The 19,275-nt window shown below is 75.2% G+C and carries 18 protein-coding genes; 12 read left to right on the forward strand and 6 right to left on the reverse strand.

Annotated elements, in window-relative coordinates; all coding sequences use genetic code 11:
* Positions 1 to 60: 60 nt before the first annotated feature.
* From ACFPBZ_RS23765 to ACFPBZ_RS23790, 6 genes are all read left to right on the forward strand, one after another.
* On the forward strand, positions 61 to 1,311 hold the full coding sequence (locus ACFPBZ_RS23765; RefSeq protein WP_378038586.1) for a bifunctional glycosyltransferase family 2/GtrA family protein: 1,251 nt from the start codon (positions 61 to 63) through the stop codon (positions 1,309 to 1,311).
* Between the two features lie 86 nt (positions 1,312 to 1,397).
* Positions 1,398 to 3,404, forward strand: a complete 2,007-nt coding sequence (locus tag ACFPBZ_RS23770) for an ArnT family glycosyltransferase (protein ID WP_378038587.1) — start codon at positions 1,398 to 1,400, stop codon at positions 3,402 to 3,404.
* Between the two features lie 130 nt (positions 3,405 to 3,534).
* Positions 3,535 to 3,993 (forward strand): hypothetical protein, encoded by a 459-nt coding sequence (locus tag ACFPBZ_RS23775; RefSeq protein ID WP_378038588.1) that lies wholly within the window; start codon positions 3,535 to 3,537, stop codon positions 3,991 to 3,993.
* Between the two features lie 259 nt (positions 3,994 to 4,252).
* On the forward strand, positions 4,253 to 5,359 hold the full coding sequence (locus ACFPBZ_RS23780; RefSeq protein WP_378038589.1) for a hypothetical protein: 1,107 nt from the start codon (positions 4,253 to 4,255) through the stop codon (positions 5,357 to 5,359).
* A complete protein-coding gene (locus tag ACFPBZ_RS23785) occupies positions 5,356 to 5,973 on the forward strand; it encodes a class F sortase (RefSeq protein WP_378038590.1) in 618 nt (205 codons plus the stop codon). Before ACFPBZ_RS23780 ends, ACFPBZ_RS23785 begins: the two co-directional genes overlap by 4 nt.
* Before the next feature lie 51 nt (positions 5,974 to 6,024).
* On the forward strand, positions 6,025 to 6,678 hold the full coding sequence (locus ACFPBZ_RS23790; RefSeq protein WP_378038591.1) for a phosphatase PAP2 family protein: 654 nt from the start codon (positions 6,025 to 6,027) through the stop codon (positions 6,676 to 6,678).
* A 64-nt stretch (positions 6,679 to 6,742) separates the two neighbouring features.
* On the opposite strand, the gene ACFPBZ_RS23795 is transcribed toward ACFPBZ_RS23790, so the two are convergent.
* Positions 6,743 to 7,486, reverse strand: coding sequence for a methyltransferase domain-containing protein (locus ACFPBZ_RS23795; protein WP_378038592.1), 744 nt, complete (start codon positions 7,484 to 7,486; stop codon positions 6,743 to 6,745).
* On the reverse strand, positions 7,483 to 8,970 hold the full coding sequence (locus ACFPBZ_RS23800; RefSeq protein WP_378038593.1) for a WS/DGAT/MGAT family O-acyltransferase: 1,488 nt from the start codon (positions 8,968 to 8,970) through the stop codon (positions 7,483 to 7,485). Before ACFPBZ_RS23800 ends, ACFPBZ_RS23795 begins: the two co-directional genes overlap by 4 nt.
* Positions 8,971 to 9,228: 258 nt before the next feature.
* Between ACFPBZ_RS23800 and ACFPBZ_RS23805 the strand changes: the two genes are divergently transcribed.
* Together ACFPBZ_RS23805 and ACFPBZ_RS23810 are read left to right on the forward strand one after the other, a co-directional pair.
* A complete protein-coding gene (locus ACFPBZ_RS23805) occupies positions 9,229 to 9,849 on the forward strand; it encodes a hypothetical protein (protein WP_378038594.1) in 621 nt (206 codons plus the stop codon).
* 40 nt (positions 9,850 to 9,889) lie between these two features.
* On the forward strand, positions 9,890 to 10,768 hold the full coding sequence (locus ACFPBZ_RS23810; RefSeq protein WP_378038595.1) for an acyl-CoA thioesterase: 879 nt from the start codon (positions 9,890 to 9,892) through the stop codon (positions 10,766 to 10,768).
* Here ACFPBZ_RS23810 and ACFPBZ_RS23815 read toward each other — a convergent pair.
* From ACFPBZ_RS23815 to ACFPBZ_RS23825, 3 genes are read right to left on the reverse strand one after another with little or no spacing between them, the layout of a single operon-like run.
* The gene (locus tag ACFPBZ_RS23815; protein WP_378038596.1) at positions 10,765 to 12,345 is read right to left on the reverse strand and encodes a flavin-containing monooxygenase; all 1,581 of its coding nucleotides are present in this window, start codon (positions 12,343 to 12,345) and stop codon (positions 10,765 to 10,767) included. The genes ACFPBZ_RS23810 and ACFPBZ_RS23815 overlap by 4 nt on opposite strands.
* The gene (locus tag ACFPBZ_RS23820) at positions 12,335 to 13,309 is read right to left on the reverse strand and encodes an alpha/beta fold hydrolase (protein ID WP_378038597.1); all 975 of its coding nucleotides are present in this window, start codon (positions 13,307 to 13,309) and stop codon (positions 12,335 to 12,337) included. The genes ACFPBZ_RS23815 and ACFPBZ_RS23820 overlap by 11 nt, the downstream gene beginning before the upstream one ends.
* Positions 13,310 to 13,328: 19 nt before the next feature.
* Positions 13,329 to 14,261 (reverse strand): AurF N-oxygenase family protein, encoded by a 933-nt coding sequence (locus ACFPBZ_RS23825; RefSeq protein WP_378038598.1) that lies wholly within the window; start codon positions 14,259 to 14,261, stop codon positions 13,329 to 13,331.
* Positions 14,262 to 14,362: 101 nt separating this feature from the next.
* On the opposite strand from ACFPBZ_RS23825, the gene ACFPBZ_RS23830 reads away from it, so the two are divergent.
* From ACFPBZ_RS23830 to ACFPBZ_RS23840, 3 genes are read left to right on the forward strand one after another with little or no spacing between them, the layout of a single operon-like run.
* Positions 14,363 to 15,106, forward strand: a complete 744-nt coding sequence (locus ACFPBZ_RS23830; RefSeq protein WP_378038599.1) for a TetR/AcrR family transcriptional regulator — start codon at positions 14,363 to 14,365, stop codon at positions 15,104 to 15,106.
* 2 nt (positions 15,107 to 15,108) lie between these two features.
* On the forward strand, positions 15,109 to 15,444 hold the full coding sequence (locus ACFPBZ_RS23835) for a DUF4873 domain-containing protein (RefSeq protein WP_378038600.1): 336 nt from the start codon (positions 15,109 to 15,111) through the stop codon (positions 15,442 to 15,444).
* The gene (locus tag ACFPBZ_RS23840; RefSeq protein WP_378038601.1) at positions 15,441 to 15,962 is read left to right on the forward strand and encodes a hypothetical protein; all 522 of its coding nucleotides are present in this window, start codon (positions 15,441 to 15,443) and stop codon (positions 15,960 to 15,962) included. Before ACFPBZ_RS23835 ends, ACFPBZ_RS23840 begins: the two co-directional genes overlap by 4 nt.
* Before the next feature lie 57 nt (positions 15,963 to 16,019).
* On the opposite strand, the gene ACFPBZ_RS23845 is transcribed toward ACFPBZ_RS23840, so the two are convergent.
* Positions 16,020 to 17,204 (reverse strand): hypothetical protein, encoded by a 1,185-nt coding sequence (locus tag ACFPBZ_RS23845; RefSeq protein ID WP_378038602.1) that lies wholly within the window; start codon positions 17,202 to 17,204, stop codon positions 16,020 to 16,022.
* A gap of 306 nt (positions 17,205 to 17,510) precedes the next feature.
* Here ACFPBZ_RS23845 and ACFPBZ_RS23850 point away from each other — a divergent pair.
* On the forward strand, positions 17,511 to 19,275 hold a 1,765-nt coding region (locus ACFPBZ_RS23850), incomplete at its 3' end, for a hypothetical protein (protein ID WP_378038603.1).

Here is a 19,275-nt window from a genome sequence, read left to right on the forward strand (position 1 = left end):
CACAGGACGATCACAGCCGGGACCCACCGTCCGTCCACCTCCGGCTCCGACGGTGGGGACATGACCACGGCACTCGTTCCCCGACCGCTGGCCCGGCCCGCGATCGAGCCGGTCCCCGGCACCCCCGTGCTCGACGTCGTCGTCCCCGTGTTCGACGAGGAGCGCGACCTCGCCCCCTGCGTCGAGCGGCTGCACGCCCACCTCACCGCGGCGTTCCCCTACCGGTTCCGCATCACGGTCGCCGACAACGCCTCGACCGACCGCACCCTCGTCGTCGCGGAGGACCTCGCGGCCCGTTTCGCCGAGGTCGCCGTGGTCCACCTCGACCGCAAGGGGCGAGGTCGGGCGCTGCACACGGTCTGGTCGGCCTCGGACGCCCCGGTGCTCGCCTACATGGACGTCGATCTCTCGACCGACCTCAACGCGCTGCTGCCCCTGGTCGCCCCGCTGATCTCCGGGCACTCCGACCTCGCGATCGGTTCCCGGCTCTCGCGCACCTCGCGGGTGGTCCGCGGCGCGAAGCGGGAGATCATCTCGCGCTGCTACAACGTGCTGCTGCGCGGGACGCTGCGGACGCGGTTCTCCGACGCGCAGTGCGGGTTCAAGGCGATCCGCCGCGACGTCGCGCAGCGGCTGCTGCCGCTCGTCGAGGACACGGGCTGGTTCTTCGACACCGAGCTCCTGGTCCTCGCCGAGCGCTCGGGCCTGCGCATCCACGAGGTCCCGGTCGACTGGGTGGACGACCCCGACTCGCGGGTCGACGTCCTCGCGACGGCGGTCACCGACCTCAAGGGGGTGGCCCGGGTCGGCCGCGCCCTGGCGACCGGCGCGCTGCCGGTGGCCGAGCTGCGCCGCGAGTTCGGTCGCGGGCCGATCGGGGACGCCGACTCGGCGGCCGGTGTGGCTCCGGGGACCACCGCCCAGATCGTGCGCTTCGCCGTGATCGGGGTGATCTCCACCCTCGCGTTCCTGCTGCTCTACTCGCTCGCCCGCACGGTCCTGCCCGCCCAGCTGTCGAACCTGGTCGCGCTCGTCGTCACCGCCGTCGCCAACACCGCGGCCAACCGGCGGCTCACCTTCGGCATCCGCGGGCGCCGGCACGCCGGGCGCAGCCAGGTGGAGGGCCTCGTCGTCTTCGGGCTCGGGCTCGCCCTGACCTCCGGGTCGCTGGCCCTGCTCGGCGTCGTCCTGCCCGGGGCCTCGCCGACGACCGAGCTCGGGGTGCTGGTGATCGCCAACGCCGTCGCCACGGTGCTGCGGTTCGTCGCCTACCGCGCCTGGGTGTTCCACCCGCGCCGCCAGTCCGCCTGAACCCCGGTGTCAGCACTGCGGCCTTGCTGACACTCGACGTCCCGAACGCCCCCACCACGCCTGAGTCCCGGGAGCCCCACCCCGCCATGAGCACCGTCGCCGACGCCCCCGCGTCCGCACCGCCCGCCGAGGACCCCGCCGGGTCGCCCCCGGCCGACCCCCGCTGGGTCCGCCCCGTCTACTGGACGCTCCTCGCCGCCACGGCGGTGACCTACCTGTGGAACCTGGGCGCGTCGGGCTACGCCAACTCCTTCTACGCCGCGGCCGTGCAGGCCGGTACGCAGTCGTGGAAGGCGTGGCTGTTCGGCGCCCTCGACGCCCCCGGGCTGATCACCGTCGACAAGCCGCCGGCCTCGCTGTGGGTCATGGCGTTCTCCGGGCGCGTCTTCGGCTTCAGCTCGTGGTCGCTGCTCGTCCCGCAGGCCCTCATGGGCGTCGCGACGGTGGCGCTGGTGTACGCGATCGTCCGGCGCTGGTCGGGTCCGCGCACCGCGCTCGCCGCCGCCGGCCTGACCGCGTCCATGCCGGTCGCGGCGCTCATGTTCCGGTTCGACAACCCCGACGCCATGCTCGTGCTCTGCATGGTCGGCGCCGCGTACGCGACCGTGCGCGCGGTCGACGCCGCCGGCCGCCGGGCCGGGACGTGGTGGCTCGTCGCGGCGGGCGCGCTGATCGGTCTCGGGTTCCTGACGAAGCAGTTGCAGGTCCTGCTCGTCGTCCCCGGCCTCGCGCTGGTCCACCTGCTGGTGGCCCCGACGACGATGCGCCGGCGGCTCGCCGATCTGGTCGCGGCCGGGGTCGCGGTCGTCGTCTCGGCCGGGTGGTACGTGCTGCTGGTCGAGCTCTGGCCCGCGTCCGAGCGGCCCTACATCGGTGGCTCGACCGACAACTCGCTGCTGCAGCTGGCCCTCGGCTACAACGGGCTCTCCCGGATCCTCGGCGGCGAGGGCGGTGGCCGCGGTGGTGCCCGGGGCGGCGCGCCCGGCGGGATGCCGGCCGCTCTGCCCGGTGGCATGCCCCCCGGTGGCATGCCCCCCGGTGGCCCGGGCGGCCCGGGCGGGGGCGCCTTCGGCGGCAGCCCCGGCGTGCAGCGGCTCTTCACCGCGGAGTTCGCCGGCAACGCCTCGTGGCTGCTGCCCGCGGGCCTCGTCGTGCTGGTGGCCGGCCTCTGGTTCGCCCGGCGGGCCCCGCGCCCCGACCGGTCGCGCGCCCTGCTGCTCCTCGGCGGCGCCTGGATGCTCGTCCACGCGGTGGTCTTCTCCGCGATGAGCGGGATCATCCACCCCTACTACACGGTCGCCATGGTCCCCGGCGTCGCGATCACGGTGGCCGCCGGCGCGTCGATCCTCCGGCGCGAACAGGCCTGGCGTGTGCTCGCGGTGACGGTGCTCGGCACGGCGGTGGTGAGCGCGCTGCTGCTCACCCAGGCCGACTGGGCCCTCTGGCTGCGGTGGGTGGTGCTCGCGGCCGGAGTCCTCGGCGCGATCGGTCTGCTGGTCCCGCGGCTGGTCGCCCGGCGGGCCACGGCGGTCGTCGTGACGGTGCTGGCGCTCGTCGGGACCGTCGGCGCCTCGACCGCGTACGCGGCGGTCACGGCCCTCACCCCGCACACCGGCTCGATCGTCAGCGCTGGACCGCACGGCACGGGCTTCCCGGGCGGGGCCCGCGGTGACCGCGCCCGGGCCGACGCCGGGACGCGCGGCGGGCCGGAGGGCGAGCAGGCGTCGCCGCAGCTCGTCGAGCTGCTGCAGGGCGCGGGCACCCGGTGGGCCGCGGCCACGACGGGCGCGATGAGCCAGGCGTCGATCCAGCTGTCCTCGGGCGTGCCGGTGATGGCGCTCGGCGGCTTCAGCGGCAGCGACCCGGCCCCCACGCTCGCCCAGTTCCAGGAGGACGTCGCGACCGGCCAGGTCCGCTACTTCGTCGAGGGCGGGGGGCCCGGCGGCGCCGGCTTCCCCGGGGCGGGCGACCGCGGGGGCGACCGGGCGGCCCGTGGGACCAGCGGGGAGATCACGACGTGGGTGACCACCCACTTCACGAAGCTCGACGTGGGCGGGCGGACCGTCTACGACCTGGCCCGGCCGCTCGCCTGAGCGCGAGCGGTGGCGAGCCGACGCGGCGGTGTCCTCCCCCGGACGCCGCCGCGTCGGCGTGTCCGCGTCCCGCCGCCAACCCACAGACGGCGCTCAGGGAGCAGCAAGGAACGCGGCGCAGCATCGGGGCATGAGGTTCTCGCTGCGGTCCGGACGGCACGCGGTCCCGGCGCCCGTGCCCCGACCGCGCAGCGGCTCCGGCGGGTCGGGGGAGCAGGCACCGGACGCCCGGCTGGTCGACGACGCCCCGGCGACCGTCGAGGTCGTCGCGTCGCGCTCGATCGCGCGGATGCTCGCCGACGTCGTCCCCACCTCGTGGCGCGTCGTCGGCACCGACCGGCCCTCGCACCACCCGTGCGTCGACTTCGTCGTCCTCGTCGACCCCGACCCGGCCCTCGTGGCCGACGTCCTCGAGCGCCAGCCGGGAGCCGAGGCCGTGGTGCTGCTTCCCCGGACCGCCCCGACCGGGCGCATCGTGACGATGCTCGACGCCGGGGTCTCGATCTGCCTGCGTGAGAGCCCGGCCCGGCTGGTCGCGGGGCACATGGTGGCCCGCCGGCGCCGCGGGCGGTCGCCCGTTCGGAGGTGAGGCCTGCGACTGGGCGCCCACGGCTGTTCGGGCAGCCCTGAGCGCCCACTCGGTGAGGTCGCCGTTGGCGAGTGGGCGCCCAGGGCTGTTCGGGGAGCCCTGAGCGCCCACTCGGTGCTCCGGCCGCCGCCCGATCAGGTGGGATTGGCCCTCTCGGCGGAGCGGCCATGACGGGATCGGTGTAACGAGCGCGTGGGGTCCGCGCGATGCGCTCCTCGAACGGCCCGCGCCGAGGCGGGTGGTGATCGAGGAGACTGCAGTGGCATCTGGGACCGGGATTCGCGCAGCCGCGATCCTGATGGCGGGCCTCGTGGGGGCGGCGGTGATCGCCCCGGGAGTCGCGTTCGCAGCAGACGGCGACACGCTGGTCTCCTGCTCCGCCGGGCAGACGTTCGACCCGACCGCCCTGGGGTGTGTCGGGTCGACCGTGACGTCCGCCCCGACGACGCCGGAGGTCATCCCGACGATCCCGGACACCGGCTCGGCCGTCGGCGGCTCCGATGCAGTCACCGGAGGCAACACCACGACGACGAACTCCTCGGCCGCTGATAAGGCCGCCGCTGACAAGGCCGCCGCTGACAAGGTGGCCGCCGCCGACAAGGCCGCTGAGAAGGCCGCTGATGCGAAGACTTCGGCAGCTGCCGCCGCGCCGCCCGCGAACGTCCCGGCGATCGCGACCCCGGCCGTCACCAGCTCCCTCGCCGGCCTGACCGGCTTCCAGCTGCCGGCCGGTCTCCCGATCACCGACGCGCTGAAGAACCTGCCGGTCGGCAACCTGAACCTGGGCAATCTGCCGATCCCGGCGCTCCCCTCGAGCGGCTCGTTCACCAGCCCGCGGGACGCCTGCTTGTTCCTCGCCAGCAGGGTGAAGGTCGGCGCGGACGCGATCGACGCCATCAGCGGCCAGTTCGCCTCGTTCTGCGGGGCGCTGCCCGGCTCGTTCGGCTCGTCGTCGACCTACCCCGACCTGCCCTCGCTGGCCCACGCCCTCGACCGGCTCTGCCACGGCCTGGAGTACACCCACCACGGGCACCACGCGGACGGCCGCGACGACGTCGACTGCCCCGAGGTCTCCTACGAGCGGGCCCAGCAGATCCTGGCGGAGGACTCGTCCGACCCGAACAACCTCGACGGTGACAACGACGGCGAGGCCTGCGAGGACAACCCCCGCGACTACGACACCGTGACCGCCGACTACGAGGGCTACCCGCAGGGTGGGGTCGCCACCGGTGACTCCGCGCCCGGCGTCGAGCCCGGTGCCGCGGGTGCGCTGGCCGGTCTGGCGCTGGCTACCGTGGCCGGCACGCTGGGTCGTCGGGAAGAGCCGGCGGACGAGGATCGTCGGGAAGAGATGGCCGACCGGTGACCGAGACCAAGCGGTCCAACCTCCTCGTCTGGGCCGTGGCCCTGCTCGTGGCGCTCGGCGTGCTCGCGGTGATCAGCTCGGGCCCCGGGTCGGCGCGGACCGGCACGACGACCGCCTCGGTCCCCGCCGGGGCGCAGTCGGAGTCGCTGCCGCTGGCGGCCTCCGCGCCGGTCGGCCTCGAGATCCCCGCCATCGGCGTCACCCGGGACTCGATCATGAAGCTCGGGTTCAACGAGGACCTCTCGTTGCAGGTCCCGCCGGACGCGGCGACCGTCGGCTGGTTCGCCAAGGGCTCCGCGCCCGGGACGGACGGGCCCGCCGTGTTCGCCTCGCACGTCAACTACGGCGGTCAGAAGGGCGGGTTCGCCGACCTGAAGGAGATGAAGGCCGGCGACGAGGTCGTGGTGCACCGCGCCGACCGCACGTCGGTGACCTTCGTGGTGGACCGCGTCGAGGAGGCCTCGAAGCAGGCGTTCCCCACCGCGACCGTCTACGGCCCCACCGCCGGCCCCGAGATCCGGCTGATCACCTGCGGCGGGGACTTCGACGGCGCGACCCGCAACTACGAGGACAACATCATCGTCTACGGCCACGCGAAGGGCGCCTACCGCTGATCCACCGGCGGTTCTCACCGGGGTCTCAGGTCCGGTGGGGATTCTGGAGCCATGACGACGATCGCCACCCGACCCACCGTCCCGCTGCACCCGGTCCTCCGGCAGCGGGGCGCGTGGGCCGGTCGCGTCGTCGGCGGGCTCGTCCTGGGCGTGCTCGGCACGGCGCTCACCGCGGCGAGCTGGCTGCTGCTGGTCGACCGCGGCTCGGGCCGGCGGCTCGACCACGGCGTGATGGTCGCGACGGAGGACGCGTTCTCCGCCGCCCGCTCGGAGATCCTCGGGCTGCTGCACCTGGTGAGCGTCGCGACGGTGGGGCTCGCGCTGCTCGCGGTCGTCGGGATCGGGCTGTCCCGACGACGGCCCGGGGCGGCCGCCGCGGGTGTGGTCCTGGTGCTGACCTCGCAGGTGCTCACGCAGGGCCTCAAGGCCGTGCTGCCCCGCGAGGGCATGGGCGAGAACTCGCTGCCGAGCGGGCACGTGACGGTGATCAGCGCGCTCGTCGTGGCGACGCTGCTCGTCCTGCCGGCGGCGCTCCGGGCCGTGGCCGGTGCCGTGGGGCTCGTCGTGGTCGCCGGGGCGTCGGTGTCGGTGATCGCGGCGGGGTGGCACCGGCCGAGCGACGTGCTCGCGGCCTACGGGGTCGTCGCGGCGGTCGGGGGCGCGCTCCTCGTCCTCGACGGGGTGCGGCGGGCCCTGCGGCGCTGATCGTGGTGGCGGCGGATGTGACGTCCGGTGTCAGCATGGCCGCAGTGCTGACACCGGGACGGGGTCAGACCGGGGCGACCGCGTCGACGACCCGGATGCCGCCGAGCGACCGTTCCCGCACCTCCGAGAACCCCCGGCGGCGCAGGGTCGAGGCCAGGTCGCCGGGCCCGAAGAACCGCGCCTGACCGACCTGCGCCAGGACCTCGGAGAACGCCCGCAGCGGGCCGGGCGCGTGCGCCGGGACCGCGAACGCCGCGGACCCGCCCGGGCGCAGCACGCGGGTGATCTCGGCGAGCGACGTCGCGAGGTCGGGCACCAGGTGCAGGCACAGCGAGCAGGAGAGCGCGTCGACCGTCGCGTCGCGCAGCGGGAGGTCCATCGCGTCCATGCGCGCGAAGTCGACCTGGGCGAAGGGCGTGGACCGCGCGGCGCGCTCGAGCATCGGCTCCGAGAGGTCGGCCCCGATCACCAGCCCGCGCCGCCCCACCGCCCGCGCCAGCCGCCGGGTGAGGGTGCCCGGACCGCATGCCAGGTCGAGCACCGTCTCGCCGCCGGCCAGCCCGAGCCGCTCGTCGACGCGGTAGAAGGAGCGCAGCAGCGAGCCGCCGAGCAGGTCGGGGACGTAGGCCTCCACCCGGTCGCCGATGCCGAGCACCCCGTCGTAGCCGCCGGCGCCGGTGGTGCTCTCCCAGGCGTCCTGCAGGCGGCCGCGGGAGCCCGGACGTCCCTCCACGAGGTCGAGCCAGGGCCCGCCGCGATCGGCCGGTGGCTCGGCGAGCAGCGCCACCAGCCGGTCGCGGGCGCTCACGACGACGCCAGGGCGTGCAGCGTCGCGAACTCCTCCACGATCAACTCGTTGAGGCGCGCGAGGTCGGGCACCAGGCGGGCGCAGGAGACGAGGCCGATGTCGACCGACCCGTCGTAGCTCTGCACCGTGATGTTGAGGCCCTGCCCGTCGGCGACGGCGCTCACCGGGAAGTAGTGCCGGGCCCGGGCGCCCGCCATGTAGAGCGGCTCCTGGGGGCCCGGCACGTTCGAGATGATCACGTTGAACGGCAGCAGCCCGCGCGACGCCCAGCTCGTCGTGACCCGGCTGATGAGCGTGGTGATCGCCGGCCAGCCGAGGCCCGCGCCCTCGGGGGCGAGGTTCCCCGGGCCCGCCGCGAAGACGGCCTTCGCGGTCTTCAGCGCGATGTGCGCGGCGGACAGGCGCTCGCCGGCGTCGTCGAGGTCGGTGGGCAGCGTGGTGACCGTGGCCGACACCCGGTTGGTCCACATGTCGTCCTCCTCGCCCGTGCGCAGCGAGACCGGGATCATCGCGGAGAGCGGGGAGTCGGGGAGCGCGCCGTGCTCGAGCAGGTAGTGGCGCAGCGCCCCCGCGCAGGCGGCGACGACGACGTCGTTGACCGTGGCGCCGGTGGCCTTCCCGGCCTCCTTGATCTCGCTCAGCGGCACCGAGCGGTGCGCGAAGCGGCGGTACCGGCTGATCGGCGCGTTGAACGGGGTCACCGGGGCGGGGGTCGGGGGGAGGCGCGGCGGGTCGGCGTCGGGGTCGCGCTCGCGTCCGAGGTTGAGCACCGTCCCCACCGGGCCGCGCAGGCTCGCGCGCACCCGGTCGGCGAGGTCGACCACCGCGGGGTGGCGGGTCGCGGCCGCCATCTGCTGGCCGGCGCGGGCCGCGAGCAGCAGCGCCCGCCCCGGGCGCAGGGCACCGTGCCAGGCCGCGCGGCCGAGCAGGCCCGCGTACGACGGCGGGTCCTCCGGGGTCCACTCCCCGGCGTGGGCGGGGCGCTCGGCGTCGGGGGTGTCGTCGAGCATCAGCGCGAGGAGCTCGGCGCCCGACGCCCCGTCGATCGCGGCGTGGTGGACCATCGTGAGCAGGGCGAACCGGCCGTGCGGGGAGTCCTCGGTGGGCGCGAGCCCCTCGATGACGTGCGAGACCCACAGCGGGTGCTCGCGGTCCATCGGCCCGGCGACCAGGCGGCCGACGAGCGCGTCGAGCTGCTCGTCGGTGCCGGGCGGGGGCACCGCCGAGTGCCGGACGTGGAAGTCGAGGTCGAAGTCGGGGTCCGCGATCCAGTACGGGTGGTCGAGCCCCAGGGGCACCTCGACGAGGCGCCGGCGCAGCGGCTCGAGCATGTGCAGCCGGTCGGCGAGCTGCCGGCGCCAGGCCGGGTAGGGCTCGTAGTCGGGGTCGGGCTTGTCGAGCACGACCAGCTGGCTGACGTGGGTGACCTGGTGGTCGTTCTCGGCGGCGAGGAACACCGCGTCCAGACCGGACAGCTGCTGCACACGGACTCCTTCTCCCGGCGCCGTCGCCGTGAGGACCGAGTGTGGCCGGTGCGACGGGGTGGGGCCAATCGGCGGTGTCGGGCGTCACGCACCGCAGTCGACGGTGCGGATCGCCTGGTCCGTCGGCGGCTCCGGGAAATTCTGATGTCACCCGTATCGGTGGGGACGGAGCCGCGTTAGGGGCTTCGAGTGGTCGTGCTGCCGTGTGCGCTCGTCGAGTCGCACGGCCCGGCACCGGTAGAGACGGATGGAGAGCTCATGGCCCGCCCCCGCCACGCCATGCGCGTGCACCCCCTGCGGACGAAGGGTGTCGCGGTCGGGATCCCCGTCGCGGCCGTCGTCGCCTTCGGGGCGCACTCGGTCCTGGGCGTGACGCCGCTGTCGGACCAGCAGGACACGTCGACCTCCACCGCCCCGGAGGCGGCCGCGCCGGCGCAGGCCTACGGGCTCGCCCAGGCCCCGCCCCCCACCGCGCTCGGGCTCCTCGCCGCGCCCGTGGACGAGCCCGCGGCGGCCGGGACCACCGGATCGTCACCGGGTTCCGCCCCGGGTTCCCCGGCGGCTCCGGCCGCCCGGCAGACCACCACCCACCGCATCGTGCCTCCGGTCGAGACCGTCGCGATCCCCGCCGCCGCACCGGCGAAGCCGTCGATGATGACGTTCTCCGGGGGCGGGGAGCGCGCCTCGGACCCGGCGCCGGCCGCCGCACCGGCGCCCGCGCCCACCCAGCGGGCGGCCGCCCCCGAGTCGCACGACGAGGCCCCCCAGCAGGAGGCCCCCCGGGAGGAGTCCGCCCCGCAGCAGCAGTCCGGCGGCGGGGGCGCGCTCCTGGGGCTCGACCTCGGTGTCGCGAAGGTCTCCGTCCTGTCGTTCGGGTAGCCGTCGCCCGCCGCGGGGCGCTCCGGAAGGATGCCGCCCCATGAGCGAGGCCCTCGACGAGCTGGTCGGTGACGTCCTCGACCTCGAGGACATCGAGCGCGACATCTTCCGCGGGCGCAGCCCCCGGGAGTCGTTGCTGCGGGTGTTCGGCGGCCAGGTCGCGGGGCAGGCGATGGTCGCGGCCGGCCGCACCGTCGACGCCGACCGCGACGTGCACTCCCTGCACGGGTACTTCCTGCGCCCCGGCGACCCGTTCGCCCCGATCGTCTACGAGGTCGACCGGGCCCGCGACGGCCGCTCCTTCACCACCCGCCGGGTCACCGCGGTGCAGCACGGCGAGACGATCTTCACGATGTCGGCGTCGTTCCAGCGGGCCGAGGAGGGCGTCGAGCACCAGGCGCCGATGCCCGACACCCCGGGCCCCGACGGGCTGCCGCGCCGCGACATGCCCCCGGTCCCGCCGGACCGGCCGGCCTGGACGACCACCGGCAAGGCGCTGACCTGGCCGCTCGACGTCCGCTACGTCGACCACGCGCCCTGGGACGAGTCGACCCACCGCCCGCCGCGCAACCGGGTGTGGATCCGGGCCGACGGGAAGCTCCCCGACCCCTCGGAGCCGGGCGGCCGGCTGCTCCACGTCTGCGTCCTGACCTACGCCAGCGACCTCACCCTGCTCGAGGCCGCGGTGTTCCCGCACGTGAAGGGCGGCGCCGGGGCCCGCGACGTCAGCCTCGCGAGCCTCGACCACGCGATGTGGTTCCACCGCCCGTTCCGGGCCGACGAGTGGCTGCTCTACGTCCAGGAGTCCCCGAACGCCGGCGGCGGGCGGGGCCTCGCGACCGGCCGGCTCTACCGCGACGACGGCACGCTGGTGGCGAGCGTCGTGCAGGAGGGCCTGATCCGGCGGCGGGAGCCCTAACCCGCGGGAACCCGGGCGGGCGCGTTCACCGCGACCCGACCGTCCGGGCCGTCCACGGCCCTCGTCCGGAAGTCCGGGGAGAAGTCGGCGGACCGGCCGAAGAACTCGAAGTCGTCGGCCCGGAAGCGCCGGGTCTCGGCCCAGTACCGCAGCGTGAAGCCGGGCCAGATGGTCCGGTTCACGCCGCTGGAGTCGAGGTACCAGGACGTGCACCCGCCGCGGGTCCAGATGCCCTTGCGCAGCCGGTGCTGCACCGCGGCGTCCGAGCGGGTCAGCACCGACGAGCGCACGTCGAGTCCCGAGCAGCCGGCCTCGTGCACCGCGGTGATCGCCTGTGCCACGTACCGGGCCTGGCACTCGATCATGAAGACGACGGAGTTGTGCCCGAGCCCGGTGTTCGGCCCCAGCAGCAGGAACAGGTTGGGGAAGTCGGTGACCGTCATCCCGTAGTGCGTGCGCATGCCGTGCTCGCGCCACGACCCGCGCAGCGTGCGGCCCGCGCGGCCGGTGATCGTCAGGCCGTCGAAGGCGTCGGTGACGTGGAAGCCGGTGCCGTGGATGATCACGTCGGCCGGGTGCTCGACGCCGTCGTGGTCGACCACCCCGGTCTCGGTCACCTCCCGGATTCCCGACGAGACCACGTCGACGTTCGGGCGGGCGAGCGCCGGGTAGTAGTCGTTGGAGACGAGCACCCGCTTGCAGCCGAGCGAGTAGCGCGGGGTGAGCCGGTCGATCAGCTCGGGATCGGAGATCGACGCCTCGATGTGCTTGCGGGCCAGCCACTCGGCGGGGCGCAGCAGCTCGGGGCGGCTCATGAAGCCGATCGCGCGGGACTCCAGCGCCGCGTAGACCGCGCCGCGGTAGGCGCGCTGCACGGCCGGGGCCTTCGCGAACAGGCGCCGCCGCCACTGCCCGATCGGGTGGTCGCCCTTCGGGAGCACCCACGCCGGGGTGCGCTGGAACAGCGTCAGCTGCCCGACGAGCGGCGCGATCTGCGGCACGAACTGGATCGCGCTCGCCCCGGTGCCGACCACGACGACGCGCTTGCCCCGCAGGTCGACGTCGTGGCGCCACTGCGCGGAGTGGAAGGTCTCGCCGCGGAAGCGCTCGGCTCCGGGCAGGTCGGCGATCGAGGGCAGGTGCAGCGCGCCCACGCCGGAGACGAGGAAGCGGCAGCGCTGGTCGCCGGCGGAGGTGTGCACCGTCCAGGTGCGCGTCTCCTCGTCCCACGTCGCGCCCAGGAACTCCGTGGACCAGCGGACGTCCTCGTGGAGCCGGTGGTCGCGCGCCACCTTCTCCAGGTAGGCGCGGATCTCCGGCTGCGGGGAGTAGGAGCGCGACCAGTCGGGGTTCGGGTCGGTCGAGAGCGAGTACATGTGCGAGGGGATGTCGCACGCGCACCCGGGATAGCTGTTGTCGCGCCAGGTGCCGCCGACCCCGCGCTCGGCCGGCGTCTTCTCCACCAGGACGAGGTCGTGGATCCCCGCCCTGCGCAGGGCGAGCGCCTGGCCGATGCCGGAGAACCCGGTACCGACGATGAGGACCTCGTGGAACTCGAGCTGATCACTACGGGACACGGGACTCGATCTTCCTGACGATGTCGGGGGCGGGCACGGTGGCGGCCTCCACCAGGCCCTGCAGGTGGGCGGCCACCTCCTGCGAGCGCTCGAAGGTGATCATGTGGCCGGCGCCCGGGAGGACGACGAGCTCGGCGTCGGGCAGGGCGCCGGCGATGGTGCGGGCGTGGTCGAGCGGGCAGAGCCGGTCGCGCGTGCCGACGAGGACCACGGTCGGGACGCCGCGCATCGCCTCGAGCGACGACGTCCGCTGGTGCTCGCCGATCGACTCCCGGAACGCGAGGACCGCGACCGGGTCGGCGGCGAACGTCTGCTCGGCCACGGACAGCACGTCGGCCCGGCGGGCGTTGCGGCCGAACACCAGCCGCCGGACCACCGGGGCGAGCGCGACCGAGCGGGTGTGCACACCGCTGCCCTCCGGGTCGGCCCGGTGCACGGGCGCCCGGTTGCCCAGCGAGGCGAGCCACGGCATGACGATGCGCTCGCCGTGGGCGACGAACGCCCCGCGGCGCCCGGGCATCCCGAGCGTCAGGTCGGCCATGTCGTCGCTGGCGGTGGCGACGAAGCCCGCCCCGGCCACGCGCTCGCGCACCAGGTCCGGGTGCCGCTCGGCCAGCGCCATGAGGGTCATCCCGCCCATGGAGTGCCCGGCCAGCACCACCGGGCCCTCGACGTGGTCGCGCAGGAGCGCGGCGAGGTCGTCCGCGGCGAGCCCGACGGTCGACGCGGACGAGCCGCCCGACTCCGAGCCGCCGTGGCCGCGGTGGTCGTAGCGGACGATCTCGCCCGCCAGGCCCGCCGTGCGCAGGTCGCCGACCACCCGGTCCCACGTCCGCAGGTCCTGGGACCACCCGTGCACGAGGACCAGCGTCGGGACCCCGCCCCCGCGGGCCCCCGCCCGGGCCACCCGCAGGGTGATCCCGGTGGTCAGCGTCAGCGGGCCGACCCGTTCGTGCAGTGTCACGACGTCTCCAGCAGGGTCATCACGCCTCCAGCAGGAACGACTTCTTCCACAGGACCTTGCCCGGTCCCGCGATCATGCCCGCCTCGTCGAGGAAGCCCATGATCTTCTCCCCGCCGAACCGGATCATCTCGCGGTGGTGGGGGTTGGCCAGGGCGGCGCGGCGGCCCTCGGCCGGGTCGATCCCGACGGCCGCGTAGACCCTCGGGTTGATGAGGCTGCGCACCACGAACGCCGAGGTGAAGGCGCACATGAAGCGCTGGTACGCGAGCTCGGACCGGGAGAGGTCGGCGAGGCCGCGGGTCACCTCGTCGCGGGCGAACGCGACGTGGCGGGCCTCCTCCATGATGTGGATCCGGTTGACCTGGCGCATGAGCGGCTGGATGCGCTCGTCGTTCGCCTGCTCGCGCTGGAGCCGGTCGAGGACCTCCTCCGCGACGAGGATCGACGCGTAGGCCGCCGGGCCCCAGGTGACCACGGGGAAGAGCTTGCCCAGCTGGTGGACGAACGGCGTGGCGCCGTAGGGCTCGACCCCGGCGCGGGCCACCAGGCGGGCGAACATCTGCGAGTGGCGGCACTCGTCGGCGACCTCGGTGAGGGCCCACTGGGCGCGCTCGGAGGTGGGGTCGTCGGCGTAGAAGTCCTTGAGCAGCCGCTGCATGAGCAGGGTCTCGAACCACAGGCCGACGCTCGCGACGCTGCACGCCTCGTGCTTGCCGAGCTCGATGCGCTGCTCGGGCGTCATCCGCTCCCACAGCGCGGTGCCGTAGAGCGAGACGCGGTGCTCGGGCATCCAGACCCGGCCCTCGACCAGCGGGGCGTCCCAGTCGATGTCGACGTCGGGGTCGTAGGACTTCTTCGCCGCGGAGCGCAGGAGGCGCGCGGCCGTGGCGTCCCCGGGGGCGGACCGGGCGGTCGTCGTGGTGGTCTCGCTGATGGGCGCAGCCGCCGTCATGATCTCTCCCGAGGTCGCGCCGAGCCGGGGTACACGCTGTATCCCCAACGTCTTGTACGTCTTACCGCTGGTAACCGTAACCGGTGGTAGCGTCTTGCCCCATGGCCGAGGGTGTCAAGCCGACGCGGGGCGCTCCGCCCCCTTCTCGTGACGGGCGTCGCACTCGCTGGACGAAGCACCGCGAGGAACGTCGGGCGGAGTTCGTGGAGGCCGCGATGCGGGTCCTGGCCGAGGCCGGGCCCGACTTCGGGATCGAGCAGGTCGCCGTCGAGGCCGGGGTCACCAAGCCCGTGCTCTACCGGCACTTCTCCGACAAGGCCGACCTCGTCGAGGCCATGGGCGAGCGGGCGACGCACATCCTGCTCGACCGGCTCATCCCGGCACTGAACTCCGAGGAGGCCCCGCTCCCGCGCATCCGCAAGTCGATCGACGCGGTGCTCGGGACGCTCGAGGAGTACCCGAACCTCTACTGGGTCCTGGCGCGCCACGGCCACGGCCAGGCGGTCGTCCAGGCCGACAAGGAGATCATCGCGACGGCGCTCTCCGCGCTGCTCGGCGACTACCTGCGCGCCTTCGGGCTCGACTCCGGCGCGGCCGAGCCGTGGGCCTACGGCGTCGTCGGGCTGGTGCAGAACACCGCGGAGTGGTGGCTCGAGCGCCGCTCGATGAGCCGCGACTCCGTCACCGAGTACCTGACGACGCTCGTCTGGGCCGCCATCGACGGGTTCGCCCGGCAGGCCGACGTGGTCATCGACCCGAACGTGCCGCTCGAGATCAACCGGGTGATCCAGCTGTCCTCGGGATCATCCAGCTCCGACCAGGACGCCGACGCAGGGAGCGGGTAGCGATGACGCACGCCGACCACCAGCACGACGACGACGAGGGCTATCGCGGTCCCGCCACGCTGCGGTTGGCGGGTGGGCAGGAGTTCGTCGTGGACGTCGTCCTGCGCGGACACGTCGAGCCGCTCGACGGCCGCTTCCACTGGTACGGCCGGGTCGCCGTCGACGCCGGCCTCGAGGCCGCGCTCGGCGGCCGCAAGGCGGCTGCCACCGTGACGACGCCGCAGGGCGAGGCCGACGGGGAGCTCTCCGACGTCGACCCCTGGGGCCGCTACCGCGTCGCGGGCGTCTCGACGCCGCCGTTCGCGCTCGACCTCGAGGCCGCCGAGGTGTCGGCATGAGCGAGCACGACGCGATCCTCTCCGCCATCGCCACCCCCGAGCGCGCGGTCCGCGACATCAGCGACCTGATCGGCGACCGGATCGCCTTCGGGCCGGTGCCCGCCGGCCCGGGCGGGATGGCCACCGCGCGGGCCGTCGGCGTCGTCGGCAAGCTGCGCGGGCGCGACCAGGGCGGGGGCCGCACCGAGGTGCACGTCCCGGTGACCCTCGACGTCTCGGTGGAGATGGGCATGCGCACCGTCCCCGTCGCCGCCGACATGACCGTGCGGATCGGGCTCGAGGCGTGCCTCGCGCCGGGCTCCGACCACGTGGTGATCCAGGTCGACGAGCTCGGCCCGGCCGACATCGCGCTCGAGACGAAGGTGTCGGGGATCGGCGGTGTGTTCGTGCGCCGGCTCGGCAACCTCGACGCCGAGATCCGCCACCACGTGATCGGCTACGTCACCGAGCTGCTCGGGTCGCCCGCCGCGCAGGACCTGCGCCGCATCGACCTCGACGAGGAGTCCGACACCGCGTAGCGCGGGTGGGCGCCGACGGCCGGTCTGCGGCCCTCGGCGCCCACCCCGCGGTGCCGTCTACTCGGCGCTGCGGCGGCGGGTGGGGCGCCCGGTGGCGCTGCGACGCGGTGTGGTGCGGGCGCTGCCCTCGTCGTCGGGGCGGATGACCTCGGAGGTCGTCCGGCGGGGCCGCTCGCCCTCGGTGCGGCGGGTCCGCGTCGCGGTGCGCGGCTGCTCGGTGGTGCGGGGACGGCGCGGCCGTCCGCGGCGGGCCGCCTCGGGGGCCTCGGCGGCGGCAGGGGCGGCGGGGGCCTCGTCCTGGTCGCTCGACCCGGTGTCCTCGTCCTCGTCCACCCCGGCCCCGGTGACGACCGTGGCGGGCGCGTCCTCGTCGGAGTCCTCGTCCTCGTCCTCGTCGTCGGCGGACTCCGCCGACTCGGTGTCGTCGCCGTCCTCGGACTCGTCGTCGTCGGCGTCCTCGACGTCGTCGGCGTCCTCGACGTCGTCGGACTCCTCGTCCTCGGCGGCGGCCGCGTCGTCGGCGTCCTCGGCGTCCTCGGTCTCGACGATGTCCTCGGTCTCGTCGCCGTCCTCCTCGGACTCCTCGTCGACGTCCGTGTCCTCGGCGTCTACATCCTCGGACGTGGCGTCCTCGACGCGGGCCTCGGCCTCGTCGTCAGCCTCGTCGTCAGCCTCGTCGTCGTCGTCGTCGTCGGTGTCGCCGTCCTCGGCGATCACCCCGGCCGCCGACTCCCCGCCCGCGGCGTCGTCCGCGACGACGTCGTCCTCGTCGTCCTGCCCGGCGAGGGTGTCGCCGTCGGTGTCCACGTCGGCGTCGGGCATCGGCGCGCCGTCGTCGTCCGCGTCGGCCTCGTCGTCGGCCGCGGTGTCGTCGGCGGAGTCGGTGGCCGTGTCGGAGTCCGCGGTGTCCCCGGAGTCGCTGTCCTCCGAGTCGCCCTCCTCGGAGTCGGACCCGGAGATCCCGGCGTTCTCGGTGCCCTCGACGGCCTCCGACGAGTCGTCGTCGCTCCCGGCGTCCTGCGCCTCGGCGTCGTCGTCGGGGTCCGTCGGCAGGAGCACGGAGACGTCGGCGACGGCCACCTCCGTGGGCGCGAGGGTCGCGCGGGCGAAGCGGCGCTGGGCGACGATGAGTCGCTCGAGGATGTCGAACATGTCGTCGACCAGGACGGCGGCGGCGCCGGCCGTCCGGTCGGGCAGTGCCAGGCCGCCCAGGGCGCGGATCGTCTGGTCGGGCTCGCTCATACGTTCTCCTCGAACTGCGTCGTCCCCCGGGTCGATCCCCGGGATGCCGGGCGTGCCCGGTCGACGCCGGTATTCCACGCTGCGGACCGGAAGTGGGTGCTGGAGGCCGAACGGGGTGCGCCGACCGCCTCGGGAGCAGCGCATCTGCCGTGGTGGCGTTACCGCGGGTGCCCCGTGAAGCCACAGGGAGGCAGGAGCCGGAACCGTTGGGCCGAATGGCTACAAGACGTGGCGTTCGGAGCACCAACCGGGTGATGAGGGCGCGGAGCAGGTCACGGACGCCGTTACCGGATCGACACCACCTGCATGCGGAACCCGACGGACTCCACGACGACGACCGAGCTCGAGCAGGCGCTCGCGACCGGCCACGGCCCGGTGGTCGTCACCGGCGCCCGGACCTCGGCCGTCGTCGCGGCGGTCGGGGACGTGCTGCCGCGGGTGCTCGACGGCCACGCGGTCCTCGTCGTCGACCCCGAGGAGCACGACCTCGCCGACGTGCTCGCCACGGCCACGGCCCCCGTCGTCGTCCTGGTGACCGACGCCCGGCCCGACGTGCTCGACCGGCTCCCCGAGCTGGGCGAGCGGCTCGACGCGGACCGCCGGCTGGTCCTCACCACCCGCCCGGGCTTCCTCGGCGCGGCCCTCGCCCCGGTCGACGCCGTGGTCGTCCCCGGCGGACCGCTCGACGGGGTGGCCCCCGCGGGGCTCTCCGGCCCCGCCCGCGCGGTGGTCGACGCGGTGGTCGACCGCGACCGGCTCGGCGTGGCCGGAGCCCTGGACGAGGGGGAGCTCGCGGCCCTCGTCGGGACCACCGGCCCGCTCACCGACGCCGTCGACGAGGCGGTGCTCGCCGGGCTCGTCCGGCTCGCGACCCGCGGCGGCGCCCCGCACCTCGCCCCCGACCCGAGCGCCGTCGACCAGGCGGACGGCCCCGCCGGGCGGCCCGTGACCGCGGAGTTCGGGCGGCGCCTGCGCGACGCCGGCGACCCCGCGCGGCTCGTCGTGCCGGGGCGGGTGGCGGTCGCCCGCGGCGACGCGGGGCTCGCCCCGGTGCTGCTCGGCCACCTCGATCCCGACGAGGTCCCGGTGGACGTGGCGTGGGCGGTCGCCGTGGCCGCCGAGGAGCACGGCCTCGACCACGCGGCCGAGCGCTGGCACCTCTCCGTCGCGGTCCGCGACACCGACGACGCCCCCGGCTCCCGCCGCGCCGCCGTGGTCGCCGAGCCCCGGCTCGGCCACCCGGAGGCGGCCCGCGACCTCCCGGCCGGCACCCCCGACGGCGACCGCCCCGCCCAGCACGCACTCGCCCGCCTCGCGCTCGTCCCGGACGGCGAGGGCCGGGACGACGCCCGGCGCCGCTTCGCGCTCGCCGCCGCGGCCGACGCCGACCTCGCGGCCGGCGCGGCCGCCGCCCTCGCGCACCTGCACCTTGCCGACGGCGACGACGAGGCGGCGCTGACCCGGCTCCGCCAGGCCGCCGGGTCGTCGGTCCGCCGGCTCGCGGTTTCGGCGCGCACCACGACGATCCCGGTCCTCGCCCGGCTCGGGCGTCTCACCGAGGCGCAGGACGCGACCGACGACCTCGCCGCGTTCCTGACGACCGCCGACCCCGCGTCGGCGCACGAGGCCCTCGTCCTGGCCCGCGCCGCGATCCACCGCCGCCGCGGGGACCTCGACGCCGCCGCGGAGGTGCTGCGCGCGGCGGGCGGTGGGGTGCAGGTCGCCGCCGCGACGGCTGAGCTGGACCTGCAGGGCGACCGCTGGGAGGGCCTGCTCGACGACGACCGCTTGGAGTGGCGGCACCTGCACCGGCCCCGCCGGGACCGCCCGGAGCTCTCGCGCCGCGGCCACGGGCCGACCGACCCCGTCCGCCGGCTCTGGGCCGCCCGGGGCGAGGCCGCCTTCCGCGGCCGGCGCTACGAGCTGGCCGCGGAGTGCTTCGGCGAGGTCGCGACGGTGCGCGACCGCGTGGGCGACGGCGCGGCCGCCCGCCTCGGCGTGATCGCCCTGCGCGAGGGCGACGCGGAGAGCGCCCCGGGCCACCTCGAGGTCGGCGCCGCGTCCGCCGACC

Source organism: Actinomycetospora atypica (assembly GCF_042653685.1).
GTDB classification, from domain to species: domain Bacteria; phylum Actinomycetota; class Actinomycetes; order Mycobacteriales; family Pseudonocardiaceae; genus Actinomycetospora; species Actinomycetospora atypica.

Bases quoted from the DNA above. Each gene is read 5' to 3' on its own strand.
- ACFPBZ_RS23765 (WP_378038586.1), top strand. From the start codon at position 61: ATGACCACGGCACTCGTTCCCCGACCGCTGGCCCGGCCCGCGATCGAG.
- ACFPBZ_RS23770 (WP_378038587.1), top strand. From the start codon at position 1,398: ATGAGCACCGTCGCCGACGCCCCCGCGTCCGCACCGCCCGCCGAGGAC.
- ACFPBZ_RS23775 (WP_378038588.1), top strand. From the start codon at position 3,535: ATGAGGTTCTCGCTGCGGTCCGGACGGCACGCGGTCCCGGCGCCCGTG.
- ACFPBZ_RS23790 (WP_378038591.1), top strand. From the start codon at position 6,025: ATGACGACGATCGCCACCCGACCCACCGTCCCGCTGCACCCGGTCCTC.
- ACFPBZ_RS23805 (WP_378038594.1), top strand. From the start codon at position 9,229: ATGGCCCGCCCCCGCCACGCCATGCGCGTGCACCCCCTGCGGACGAAG.
- ACFPBZ_RS23810 (WP_378038595.1), top strand. From the start codon at position 9,890: ATGAGCGAGGCCCTCGACGAGCTGGTCGGTGACGTCCTCGACCTCGAG.
- ACFPBZ_RS23825 (WP_378038598.1), bottom strand. From the start codon at position 14,261: ATGACGGCGGCTGCGCCCATCAGCGAGACCACCACGACGACCGCCCGG.
- ACFPBZ_RS23830 (WP_378038599.1), top strand. From the start codon at position 14,363: ATGGCCGAGGGTGTCAAGCCGACGCGGGGCGCTCCGCCCCCTTCTCGT.
- ACFPBZ_RS23835 (WP_378038600.1), top strand. From the start codon at position 15,109: ATGACGCACGCCGACCACCAGCACGACGACGACGAGGGCTATCGCGGT.
- ACFPBZ_RS23840 (WP_378038601.1), top strand. From the start codon at position 15,441: ATGAGCGAGCACGACGCGATCCTCTCCGCCATCGCCACCCCCGAGCGC.
- ACFPBZ_RS23845 (WP_378038602.1), bottom strand. From the start codon at position 17,204: ATGAGCGAGCCCGACCAGACGATCCGCGCCCTGGGCGGCCTGGCACTG.